This is a genomic window from Candidatus Campylobacter infans, assembly GCF_013416015.1.
In the GTDB taxonomy this organism is placed as follows: Bacteria; Campylobacterota; Campylobacteria; order Campylobacterales; family Campylobacteraceae; genus Campylobacter; species Campylobacter infans.
In genome coordinates, this window is record NZ_CP049075.1 from 1,156,133 (window position 1) to 1,168,273 (window position 12,141).

The window sequence follows — 12,141 nt, forward strand, 5'->3', positions numbered from 1 at the left end:
GCAATTATGCTATATATTTTACTTGCGCTTTATAGCATCGTTAGTATTTATGAGCTAGGCCTTAGCTTGCTAGAATATAATTTTGTAAAAAAAGCCATGAAAGAGCAAGCTGTGGTCTTAGATAGTGCTGGTTATGAAAAAGCCGGTCTTACTAGGCTTGTGAAATTAAAATTTTCTATGTTTGTTGAAATTTTTAATTTAATTATGCTTTTTATTTGGTCTTGTTTTGGCTTGGCATTTTTGAGTGAGCTTATCAACACTCTTAGCCAAAATGCGCGCTTAAATGGCGTAATTTTGGTGCTTAGCTTTTTATTAATTAGCACAATTTTAAGCTTGCCTTTTGCTATTTATGAAAGTTTTGTGCTAGATAAAAAGCTAGGATTTAGCAATTTAACGCCAAAACTTTTTATCAGCGATACACTCAAAGAACTTGCGCTTTTGTGCGTATTTGCAGGACTTGGCGTGTGGGCGTTTAGCCTTTGTTATGATTATTTGGGGCGTTTTTGGTGGGTTTATGCTTATGTGATTGCATTTTGCGTGGTTTTATTGATAAATCTAATTTATCCAACCTTAATCGCACCTATTTTTAATAAAATGACCCCTCTTAATGACGAAAGCCTAGGCGTGGCTATTTCATCATTGCTTGATAAATGCGGCTTTAAAAGTAGCGGGGTATTTGTAATGGATGCAAGCAGACGCGATAACCGCTTAAATGCGTATTTTGGCGGACTTGGTAGCACAAAAAGAGTGGTGCTTTTTGACACGCTGATTGAAAAATTAAGCCAAGCTGAAATTTTAGCCGTGCTTTCACATGAATTAGGGCATTTCAAGCATAAAGATATGATAAAAAATATCATTATGATGGCTGTGGTGATGTTTATATTTTTTATTATCGCAGGCTCGTTAAATGCTAGCGTTTATGGGGCTATTGGCTTAGATGAGAGTGCTTATTCGCTTATTATATTTTGTATGCTTTATGGGGCGATTTTAAATGCGGTATTTACCCCTTTAATGTCGGCATTTTCGCGCTCACACGAATTTGGAGCAGATGAGTTTGCCGCAAAATTAACCAACAAAAACGATATGATCCTAGCCCTAAAAAAACTAGCTAGCCAAAATAAAGCCTTTCCGCTTTCTCATAAAATTTATAGCTTTATTTATGACTCACACCCTACCCTAGCCCAAAGGATTAGCCAACTTGAAAATAGCTGATGCTCTAAGGCTTTTTAGCACGCAACTTAGCCCAAAACAACGCCGCGATCTTATGTGCTTTGCTTTAAATATTAGCTTTGAAAAGCTATTTTTAAGGCTAAACGATGAACTTAGCAACGAGCAAAAAGATGAATATTTAAAGCTTTGCGAGCGTTTAAGCCTTGGGGAGCCTTTTGAGTATATTAGTGGGGTGTGCGAGTTTTTAGGGCGCGAGTTTATGGTAAATTCTAGCGTTTTAATCCCGCGCATTGAAACTGAAATTTTAGTGCAAAAATGCCTAAAAATTGTCAAAAGACAAAATTTTAAAAATATTATTGATATAGGCACAGGTAGCGGAATAATCGCTATTAGCCTGGCTTTAAGCTTGCCAAATACCAACATTTTAGCCACAGATCTTAGCCTCAAAGCCCTACAAACAGCCAAAGAAAATGCTAAAAAATTTGGCGTTAAAAATATCAGTTTTTTACAAAGCGATTTATTAGAAAATTTTAACCAAAACGCCGATATAATCATCTCAAATCCGCCATATATAGCAAGGGATTATCCACTTAGTATTAGCGTATTAAATGAACCTAGTCTTGGGCTTTTTGGTGGCATTAAAGGTGATGAAATTTTAATTAATCTAATAAAACAAGCCAAAAATCGCTGTAAATATCTAGCCTGTGAAATTGGCTACGACCAAAAAGCCAGCATGCAAACTGCGCTAAAAAACGCAGGATTTAAAGCGCGTTTTTATAAGGATTTAGCAGGATTTACAAGAGGTTTTATCGCCCATATTTAAAATTTCAAACTCAAAATAAGTTAAATTTTAAAATTTATTTGCAATAAAAGCTATTTTTGCTAAATTTCGCCCCTTAAATAAAGGCAAAAAATGAACGAAAAACAATACCAAAACGCCATAAAAATTTTAAATGAATGGGCGCACGCCTACTACACCCTAGATAAGCCAATAGCCAGCGATGCCGAATATGACGAGCTTTACCGCCAAATTTTAAACTACGAAGCAAAAAATCCACTTTTAATAGCTAGCAATTCACCAAGTCGCCGCGTGGGAGCTGAAATTTTAAAAGGCTTTGAAAAAATGGCTCATATCAAAGCACTTTGGTCTATGGAGGATATTTTTGATCAAAACGAGCTAAAAGAATGGTTAGAGCGTGGCAATAAACAAAATTTAGAGCTTTATATAGAGCCAAAATTTGATGGGGCTAGTTTGAATTTATTGTATGAAAATGGACAATTATTTAGCGCAATTACGCGCGGTGATGGCAAAATCGGCGAAAATGTAACGCAAAATGCGCGCACAATTACTAGCATACCATTAACAATCCCCTACAAAGAACGCATCGAAATTAGAGGTGAGGTTTTAATAACAAAGAGCGATTTTAACGCCATAAACCAAGAATTAACAAAACAAGGCAAGCAAACACTAGCAAACCCGCGAAACGCCGCTGCTGGCAGCCTAAGACAGTTAGATAGTGCTATTACGCGCTCTAGGAGGCTGAAATTTTATCCTTGGGGCGTGGGCGAGAATAATTTAAAATTTACAAAACACAATCAAATAATGGAATTTATTCACTCGCTTGGCTTTTTACAAGATGAGTTTTGCGTGCTTTGCGTTGGCTTAGAAAACGCGCAAAATGCGTATAATGAGCTTTTAAGGCGCCGCGAGAGTGCTAGTATTTTAATGGATGGGATGGTGCTAAGATTAAATGATGTAAGCCAAGAAGAAAAATTTGGCTACACGGTGAAATTCCCGCGCTTTATGGTAGCTTATAAATTCCCAGCGCTTGAAAAAAGCACCATTATTTTAGATGTTGTGTGGCAAGTAGGTCGCACAGGCGCGCTCACGCCAAAAGCGATTTGCCAAAGCGTAAATATCGATGGGGCAAATGTCCAGCATGCCACCTTACATAATTATGATGAAATTTGTCGCCTTGGTGTGAAAATTGGCGATGTGGTTAGCATTATCCGCAGCGGCGATGTGATACCTAAAATCACAGGCGTTTTAAGGCCAGGGAAAGAGCAAAAAGAAATTATTAAGCCAAAATTTTGCCCACAATGTGATAGTAAGCTTTTTGATGATGGGGCTATTTTAAAATGCCAAAATCTTGCTTGTAAGGCGCGCGTGCTAAATAATATGATTTATTTTGCCAGCAAAAAATGTATGAATATCGATGGGCTTAGTAGTGCGACAATCAGGCTATTTTATGAACTTGGGCTAATTAAAAATATCAGCGATTTATATAGATTAAAACAAAGCGATTTAGAAAATTTAGAAGGTTTTAAAGATAAAAAAATCGCTAATCTTTTAAACGCCATCGCTGCTTCTAAAACGCCTAGTTTAGAGCGTTTTATAGCATCGCTTGGCATAGAGCTAATAGGCGAGGTTGCTGCTAAAAAAATAGCCCAACACCAAAAGCAAAATTGGCGCAACGCAAGCTATGATGAATTAATTAGCATAGATGGTTTTGGCGAAAATATGGCAAAAAGTTATTTGGAGTTTATGCGCATAAATCGTGAAAAAATCGATGAACTTTTAAGCTTTATCACGCCCAAAATACAAACGCAAACCCCGCAAACCAGCCAAATATCTAACAAAACCTTTGTCCTAACTGGCACACTAAGTGCGCCACGCCAAAGCTTTAAAGAACGCATCGAAGCACTTGGTGGGCGCGTAAGTAGCGCGATTTCATCTAATACTGATTTTTTGCTTTGCGGGCAAAATGCTGGCTCTAAACTAAATAAAGCAAAAGAGCTTGGAGTAGAAATTTTAAATGAAGCTCAGTTTAATGCCCTAATCACACAAAATAATGAATGATTTTAGGCTGGTTTTAGAAAGTTGGGCAAATTAAATTTTAAAATTTGTGTTTTAAAATTTAAAATTTGGGCGCGGAATTTTAAAATTTGAGAACAAAATTTTAAAATTTGAGAGCGAAATTTTCAAGCATTAAAGCTCGTCAATCATTTGCTTAATTTGCCTAGCAGCGTAGCTTATTTGCTCGTGCGAAATTACATAAGGTGGCATAAAATACACGCAATTTTCTAGCGGGCGAAGCACCAAACCACGCTTTAAAGCCTCAAAACGCATATTTTTCACGCTATTTTTTGGCACATTTATTAAATCAAAAGCCAAAACCATACCACATTGTCTAAAATTATGCACCTTTTTGTGATTTTTTAAACTAGCAAACTCAGCTAAAATAAACGCGCTCAAAGAGCGGTTTTTTTCTATGATATTTTCATCTTCAAATATATCTAGCACGGCATTTGCCCCAGCTGCTGCTAAGGCGTTGCCTGTGTAGCTGTGAGAATGCAAAAACGCTCGCGAAAAATCCCCCAAAAACTCATTATAAATACTATCATTTGTAAGCACCACACTAAAAGGCATAAATCCGCCAGTTATCCCCTTGCTAATACAAATAAAATCAGGCACAAAGCCAATTTGATTAAACGCCCACATCGTGCCTGTGCGCCCAAATCCCACAGCAATTTCATCAAAAATCACATCAATGCGAGCATTTTTTACCATTTCGCACGCCTTTTTATAAAAGCTAGGGCTTGGCATATTCATATTGCCAGCACATTGTATTAGTGGCTCGGCAATAAATGCGCTAATTTTATGCCCATAATCTTTTAAAATGCTCGCAAGATCGCTTAGGGCTTCATCTTCGCTTACTTCATTATCTTTAAAACTCATTGGCACCTTTGTGCTAATTGCGTTTATTAAAATTCCGCCATAACTAAGCTTATAAATCTCCACATCGCCAACGCTTAAAGCCCCGATGGTTTCGCCGTGATAGCTATTTTTGAGATTTAAAAATAGCGGTTTTTCAAGCCCTTGTAATTTATTTTTATGATAGCTCATTTTTAAAGCAATCTCCACGGCCGCACTGCCATTATCCCCATAAAAACATTTATTAAAAGGCGCGCCAAGGCTAGCACAAAGTCGCTCGCTTAGTTTGATAATGGCTTCGTGCGAAAAACCAGCTAATATAACTTGTGCTAATTTATCTGCTTGATTAGCAATGGCTTTTGCTATACGCTCATTACTATGGCCTAAAATATTTACCCACCAGCTACTAACACAATCAATATATTCTTTACCATCAAAATCCCTTAACACCGCGCCATAAGCTTGTTTGATAGGAATTATCTCATCATAATCGCTCATTTGCGAACAAGGATGCCAAATATGCGCTAAATCGCGCTTTGAAAGCTCTGCGTTAGTCATTTTATCCTCGCTGGTATTTTAAAATTTTAAATATGAAAATTTATTGCTTTTTGCGTAATTTTACCACAGCAATGGCTATGCCACCATCATGGCTAAGGCTTACAAATGCGCGCTTTTTTAGGCTTTTTTGCTTGCGTTTTTTATAAGCAAGGCGCGCGTGTTTTGAAATTTTAACACAAGGTGCGCCAAGCGGGCTTTTAAAAATACTTATATCACTAAAATCACAATCCTTGCAAATACCGCATCCTAGGGCTTTTGCCGTTGCTTCTTTAATAGCCCAAAAGCCAGCAATGCTAGCATCATTTTTAGCCAAGCTTAGTTCTTTTTCGTTTAAAAAACGCCCTAAAAAACGCTTGCCAAACTTAGCTTTAAGTTTTGTGATGCGATCTATGCTAATTACATCAACGCCTATCATTGCACGATAAAATCGGTAAAAAAGACATTTTTAATATAGCCATCGCGTAAAATTTCATTTAATTTAGTGGCTATTTCATCTTTTAAGCGTTCTTTGCCTTTTGCGGTGCTGACATCTTCATAGGTTCTTGATGTTAAAATTCTAATAATTATATCACGCAAAAGTGGCTTTTTTTGGTCTATTTCAGGCGTTAGCGTTTCTGCGCTTAATTCTAAGTTTATCTCCATTTTAAGATAGCGCGAGCCAGTTTCGCTAAGCAAATTTACTAAAAATTGATCTAATGGATACATAGGGCCGACATTAAAAAAATCATTAGAGCGTTCTTTTGGCATAGAGCGAGATGGTGCTTTTTGCTCTTGCGTGGCCGCTGCTACTGCTGCGCTACTTGCTTGCTCTGCGATTTTTTCGTTTTCTTCATTGCCACCCATCAATAAAACCACAAACAAACCTATAATCACCAAAAGAATTACTAAAATTCCAATAACCACAACAAGCACCAAACTAGTGCTTTTTTTCTTTTCTTTATTTTCTTCTTCTGCCATTTTGATCCCTTTAAATTAGATTTTTTTAATTGTAGCAATAATCATACCATTTAAATTAGCCTAATTTTTTAAATAACTCCACACTATCTAAACTCTCCCAAGGATAGCTAGGCACGCCCACTTGCCCTTTTGATGCGACATCAGCGTATAAAAATGTATCTTTACTAGGCTTATCTAAGCCAAATTTTTTAGTAATCCAGCGTGGTGTAAGTGCGAAATTTTCATACACAAAATCACTCAAAACATCATCGCCCACGCTTTTAAGATTTGTACCCATACAATCAACGCTAATGCTAGTTGGTTTTGCTACGCCTATTGCATAGCTAAGCTGAACTATGCATTTTTTAGCAAGTCCAGCAGCTACGATATTTTTGGCTATATATCTAGCAGCATAAAGCCCGCTTCTATCGACTTTTGTGTAGTCTTTTGAACTTTGTGCGCCACCACCTATTGGCGAATACCCGCCAAAACTATCTACGATTAATTTGCGCCCTGTTAGCCCGCTATCGTGTAATGAGCTATGATTTACATAACGCCCGGTAGGATTTATATAAATTATAGTATTTTGCGGATCGTATAAATTAGCTGGCAAGCCGGCATTATCGATTAACTCTTTAATCGTGCTTCTTACCTCGTCTATGCTTAAATTATCAACACTTGGCGCACTTACTACGATGGTGTGAATGCGCTGTGGAGCGCAGTTTTCAAAATTTTGCTTAGTGCCATAATCAATGGTAACTTGCGTTTTAATATCCACACCAAAACGATCAGGATGATTTAGGGCGTATTCATAAACCTTATCACATAGCATTCTTGCGTAAGTAATGGCTGCTGGCATTAAATGCTGTGTTTCACAACTTGCAAAACCAAACATTATACCTTGATCGCCAGCGCCTATTTCGCCACTTGCTTGATCTACGCCTTGATTTATATCAGGGCTTTGCTGATTTAAAAACACATCAACTTCAAGATCTTGTGGATGCAAGCATTGCTCGCGCGTAAAATGCGGATTATCAAAATAACCTATTTTTTTAATAGATTCTTTTACTATATCGCGGTAATCTTGATGCGTAAAATCAACCTTAGCATTTACCTCACCGCCGATTACTACATGCTTGCCAGCTACAAAAACCTCACTTGCTACGCGTCCATTTGGATCTTGCTTTAAAATCGCATCCACAATGCTATCAGCTATTATATCAGCGCATTTATCAGGGTGTCCTGGACTTACTACTTCGCTTGTAAATAAATACATTATTTATCCTTGAATATATTTGAATGTAAAAAATGGCGCCCATTGTAGCAAATTAACTTTAAATAAGCGTAAAATTAATAAATTTTAATCTAATTCATTTTAAAATTTTAAAATTTAAAAAGCACAAATTTAGTTTATTTTTATATAATCAGCGCTTATGAGTTTAGATGATTTATATTTTCATAAAGCAATGGGATATAGTTTTATAGGGCATTACACGCCATCGCAAAATCAAAATTTTTACAAAGATTTAAACGAATGCAACACAAATATCAAAGAATGCAATCTTTGTCAGCTTTGTAAAATCCGCCAAGATAGCGTTTTAATCGATATTTGCGAGCATAGCTATGATGCAAAAATTATCTTTGTATCCTTAATGGCTTATGATGGTATAAAGCGCGATATAGACGCATTTAAAGCTTTAATCGGCAAGGAATTTTCAAACGCATATTTTAGCTTTTTGCTTAAATGCATAACCACGCGCTCTAAATTTGAAAATTTTATCGCAAATAACGATATAAACGCTAATTTAAAGCCTTGTAAGCCCTATTTTGATTTAGAACAAAAAATGCTTAAACCAAAAATCATAATAGCACTTGGAGCGCAAGTATTTAAGGCTTTGATGGGAGAAAGTGGCTATGCTTATACTAGCGTTCGTGGCGGATTATATAGGTTGGGTGATATGCTAGTTATGCCAACGCACGATTTGGCATTTTTAGCAAAAAATCCTAGCTTAAAATGCGAAATAATCGCAGATTTACATAAATTAAAGGCTTTTTTATGAAAAAAATTATTTTACTTTTTGTTTTTTTAGTGTTTTATGCGCCAAATGCGCTCTTTGCTAAGGCTGATAAACTCTCAAATATCCCACCAGCAAGCTTGGAGTTTATCAACCTAGAACCACAAGAATGCAATATAGCCTGTCTTTTTGAACTACTAAAAAAAGGGCGAGTGTTTAGTTTTATTTCTCGTTTTGGGCAAAATATTTCAAATACCCAGTTGCTAAATGCTTATTATGCTATATTAAGCGGGGTTGAATTAAATAGTGCTGAGGCGATTTTTACGCCCATTAATGCTAATGCCAAAATCGCCGTGCTAATCCCAAAACAAAGCATCAAAAGCTATTCTTTTATCGTAACTAACGCTATTTTAGCCTACACAGCTAGCAGCGATAAGGCTGTGGCTATAAAATTTTTTATCACCAAAGATGAAAGCACCTTAGATGAAACAATCCTAGCCCTACAAAGCGAAGGTTTTAAGTATGTAATCGCACCAATAACTGATGCAGCCTTGCCTATCATATCAGCACAAAAATACGAAAAAATCTTTTTTTACATACCTACTTTACACGCTAGCTTAGCAAAAGAATATAACGATAATATCGTCTTTGGCGGCATTGATTATGAATCACAAATTAGCGCGCTTTTAGAATACGCAAATAATAAAATCGCTAGCTTTGGCGATGGTAGCAGATTAAGCCAGCTCTTAAACGAGCAAGTTAAAAATTTCGCCCCAAATGCGTATATTGATGTAATAGACAATAAAAGCGTTGATTTAAAAAGCCATTTAGATAATAACAAAGCCTTACAAAATGCTTCGATTTTCTTAAACACCACATTATTGCGCGCTTCGCTTTTAGCATCGCAATTTCGCGTTTATGATTTAGAGCCACACGCAGTGCTTTGTACGCAAATATGCTATGATCTTGTGCTTTTTAATTTATTAAGAAGTGCTGATAGGGCTAAAATGCTTGTGGCTTCATCTTTTGGCGATATTGATGATGAAATTGTGGCAAAGGCAAAAATTCTTGGCATTGATTTAAAATTTGATAGAGTAGCTTATCCTACTATTTTTGGCCTAGATTACATAATCACGCAATTTTTATTTAACGGCACTAACGCGCGCTTTAATGAAATAATCAACAACGGACAAGTAGCTTATCGCACGCATATTTATAAGGTAAACTCAAAAGGTTTTGTCAATATAACAAAGCAAAAAAGATAATTTATAAACACCAAAAAAAGAAGCTTTTAAGAATTGCTAGGCTATAATCGCGCCCTTTATTTTATTTTAAGGAAAAAATATGAAAAGAACCTACCAACCACACAACACGCCTAAAAAACGCACTCATGGATTTAGAGTGCGAATGAAAACCAAAAACGGACGCAAGGTAATAAACGCACGCCGCGCAAAAGGCAGAAAAAGATTAGCGGCTTAATTTGGCAAAATATGCTCGTATCAGGCTTAATGCTGAGTTTAGCACCATCTATAAAAATGCTAAAAAATGGCACTGCGAGCATGCTAGCGTGTATTTTCTAGCTAATGAAAATGAGTTAAAATTTGCGCCAGTAGCTAGCAAAAAAATCGGCAATGCTATTAAAAGAAACAAAGCCAAAAGACGCTTACGCGCGGTATTTGCTAGCCTTTATCCAAAGCTAAAAAACGGCTCTTATATAATAACAGCCAAGCAAAGCTTAATCAGCGCGCCTTTTAGTGATTTAAGCAAAAATTTAATTTGGTCTATCTCTAAAATAGGCGCTTTTAAATAACATAAACAAAATGCAAAAATTTATAAATGAGCTTATAAGCTTTTATCAGCGTTATATTTCAGTGCTTTTTGGGCAAAAATGCAGGTATTATCCAAGTTGCTCAAACTACGCTCTTTGGTATTTAAAAAATGAAAATTTTTTCATAGCTAGTTTTAAAATTTGCCTTAGAATTTTGCGTTGTAATCAGCTATTTCGCGGTGGCGTGGATTATCCTATAATCAAACGCAAGCATAATAATCCAGCGCGCCTAAAAAAACTAGACAAAATTCCAAAAATTAGTTATTTTTTAGTGCCAATCAAACAAAACAAATTTTATTTAATTAAAAATTTTAAGGAAAAATAGTGATTGATAAATTATCCACTCAGGCTAGACTTTTTATTGCCATCGTGCTATCTATGGTGTTTTTTGTAGCTTATGATTATTATTTTTTGCCCAAAAAACAATTAGATCAAAACTCTACCTCCATAGAGCAAAACGCTCAAAACACCCAAAACGCCCCAGCAATAAAGCAAAACGCCCCTGACGCACAAAACGCCCAAAACGCCCCAGCACAAAAGCAAAGTAAAATTTTAGTAAAAATAAGCGCACCTGATTTTAATGCTAGCATTGATGAGTTTGGTAGGATTTCAAATTTTATCCTAAGTAATGATAAGTTTAAAAATGAAGAAGGCGAGCAAACAACTCTAATTGCTCCAAGCCACGAACCTCTGCCACTTGAAGTGCGTTTTGCTAACACAGAGCTTAATAACCTAGCCTTTAAAAACACATACAGCGCAAGCTCAAATGAACTTGATTTAAATACTGGCGCAAAAAGCGTGATATTAACTCAAAATTTAGGCGATAAAACCCTAATTAAAGAAATACTTTTTTACCCAAATGGTAGTTATGATCTCAAAGTAAGCGTTGATGCTGATTATTTCATCACCGCAGGGCATCGCCCAAGTGCGCAAGTAGATGGCTATACAGTTCATGGCACAATGCTACGCACTAGTAGCGATAGCTTAGAGATAATCGAAGATGGCGATGCAAAAGGCGATGAAGTATTTAGAGGTATAGATTTAGTAGCTAGTAGCGATAGATACTACACCACGCTATTTTATGATGAAAACAAAAATTTAGAAGTATATATACAAAATGCCAAAGATGAAAGCACCCTAGCCTTTATTAGAACTAGTGGCGCGCTTATGCTAAAAGGCTTTATAGGGCCAAAGAATAATGAACTTCTAAAAAGCATAAATCCGCGTCTAAGCGATGTGGTAGAATACGGCTGGTTTACTTTTATCTCAAAACCAATGTTTGCCTTTCTTAACTGGCTTTATGGCTATTTGGGCAACTGGGGCTGGGCGATAGTAGTGCTTACGCTAATAATCCGTGTGATATTATTCCCGCTTACTTACAAAGGTATGGTATCTATGAATAAACTAAAAGATATCGCGCCTAAAATGCGAGAACTCCAAGCCAAATACAAAGGCGACCCAGCCAAACTAAACGCACATATGATGGAGCTTTATAAAAAGCACGGCGCTAATCCTATGGGCGGATGTTTGCCGATTTTGCTTCAAATACCTGTGTTTTTTGCGATTTACCGCGTGCTTTTAAATGCTATCGAGCTAAAAGGTGCTGAGTGGATTTTATGGGTTAATGATTTGGCTATAAAAGATCCGTATTTTGTGCTACCTATTTTAATGGGCGCGTCTATGTATTTACAACAACGCATAACGCCTACTACTTTTAGTGATCCAATGCAAGAAAAGCTAATGCGCTGGCTGCCGGTGATTTTTACATTTTTCTTTTTGATGTTCCCAGCAGGTCTTACGCTGTATTGGTTTATTAATAACCTTTGCTCGCTATTACAACAATACCTTGTAAATAAAATGTTTGCAAAGCATAAAGCAGAAGAAATAGCAGCACACAAACAAGCTTAAAATTTTAATGT

At 36.5% G+C, this 12,141-nt stretch carries 13 protein-coding genes; 9 read left to right on the forward strand and 4 right to left on the reverse strand.

Annotation, left to right across the window (positions count from 1 at the left end):
• Positions 1-6 precede the first annotated feature (6 nt).
• The 3 genes from CINF_RS05825 (at position 7) to ligA (ending at position 4,030) form a co-directional block, all read left to right on the forward strand.
• A complete protein-coding gene (locus CINF_RS05825; RefSeq protein ID WP_179974843.1) occupies positions 7-1,212 on the forward strand; it encodes a M48 family metallopeptidase in 1,206 nt (401 codons plus the stop codon).
• On the forward strand, positions 1,199-1,993 hold the full coding sequence (gene prmC, locus CINF_RS05830) for a peptide chain release factor N(5)-glutamine methyltransferase (RefSeq protein WP_179974844.1): 795 nt from the start codon (positions 1,199-1,201) through the stop codon (positions 1,991-1,993). Before CINF_RS05825 ends, prmC begins: the two co-directional genes overlap by 14 nt.
• A 90-nt stretch (positions 1,994-2,083) precedes the next feature.
• Positions 2,084-4,030, forward strand: a complete 1,947-nt coding sequence (ligA, locus tag CINF_RS05835) for an NAD-dependent DNA ligase LigA (RefSeq protein ID WP_179974845.1) — start codon at positions 2,084-2,086, stop codon at positions 4,028-4,030.
• A 129-nt stretch (positions 4,031-4,159) separates the two neighbouring features.
• On the opposite strand, the gene CINF_RS05840 is transcribed toward ligA, so the two are convergent.
• The 4 genes from CINF_RS05840 to metK are packed head-to-tail and all read right to left on the reverse strand — an operon-like array spanning position 4,160 to position 7,655.
• Positions 4,160-5,443: an adenosylmethionine--8-amino-7-oxononanoate transaminase gene (locus CINF_RS05840; protein ID WP_179974846.1), complete on the reverse strand. Its 1,284-nt coding sequence runs from the start codon at positions 5,441-5,443 to the stop codon at positions 4,160-4,162.
• 40 nt (positions 5,444-5,483) lie between these two features.
• Complete coding sequence (acpS, locus tag CINF_RS05845; RefSeq protein ID WP_179974847.1) at positions 5,484-5,858, reverse strand: holo-ACP synthase; 375 nt, start codon at positions 5,856-5,858, stop codon at positions 5,484-5,486.
• Positions 5,855-6,400, reverse strand: a complete 546-nt coding sequence (fliL, locus tag CINF_RS05850; protein WP_178696996.1) for a flagellar basal body-associated protein FliL — start codon at positions 6,398-6,400, stop codon at positions 5,855-5,857. Before fliL ends, acpS begins: the two co-directional genes overlap by 4 nt.
• A 55-nt stretch (positions 6,401-6,455) precedes the next feature.
• Positions 6,456-7,655 carry a methionine adenosyltransferase gene (metK, locus tag CINF_RS05855; protein WP_179974848.1) on the reverse strand — a complete coding sequence of 400 codons (1,200 nt, stop codon included), beginning with the start codon at positions 7,653-7,655 and terminating at the stop codon, positions 6,456-6,458.
• Positions 7,656-7,812: 157 nt separating this feature from the next.
• On the opposite strand from metK, the gene CINF_RS05860 reads away from it, so the two are divergent.
• The 6 genes from CINF_RS05860 to yidC all read left to right on the forward strand — a co-directional run bounded on the left by CINF_RS05860 (position 7,813) and on the right by yidC (position 12,130).
• Complete coding sequence (locus CINF_RS05860) at positions 7,813-8,439, forward strand: uracil-DNA glycosylase family protein (protein WP_178696994.1); 627 nt, start codon at positions 7,813-7,815, stop codon at positions 8,437-8,439.
• Entirely contained in the window at positions 8,436-9,659 is a 1,224-nt protein-coding gene (locus CINF_RS05865) for a hypothetical protein (RefSeq protein WP_178696993.1), read from the forward strand. The genes CINF_RS05860 and CINF_RS05865 overlap by 4 nt, the downstream gene beginning before the upstream one ends.
• Positions 9,660-9,738: 79 nt before the next feature.
• Entirely contained in the window at positions 9,739-9,873 is a 135-nt protein-coding gene (rpmH, locus tag CINF_RS05870; RefSeq protein ID WP_178696992.1) for a 50S ribosomal protein L34, read from the forward strand.
• A 1-nt stretch (position 9,874) separates the two neighbouring features.
• On the forward strand, positions 9,875-10,204 hold the full coding sequence (rnpA, locus tag CINF_RS05875; protein ID WP_178696991.1) for a ribonuclease P protein component: 330 nt from the start codon (positions 9,875-9,877) through the stop codon (positions 10,202-10,204).
• A gap of 10 nt (positions 10,205-10,214) precedes the next feature.
• A complete protein-coding gene (yidD, locus tag CINF_RS05880) occupies positions 10,215-10,547 on the forward strand; it encodes a membrane protein insertion efficiency factor YidD (RefSeq protein ID WP_178696990.1) in 333 nt (110 codons plus the stop codon).
• Positions 10,547-12,130 carry a membrane protein insertase YidC gene (gene yidC / locus CINF_RS05885; protein WP_240156097.1) on the forward strand — a complete coding sequence of 528 codons (1,584 nt, stop codon included), beginning with the start codon at positions 10,547-10,549 and terminating at the stop codon, positions 12,128-12,130. The genes yidD and yidC overlap by 1 nt, the downstream gene beginning before the upstream one ends.
• Positions 12,131-12,141 lie beyond the last annotated feature (11 nt).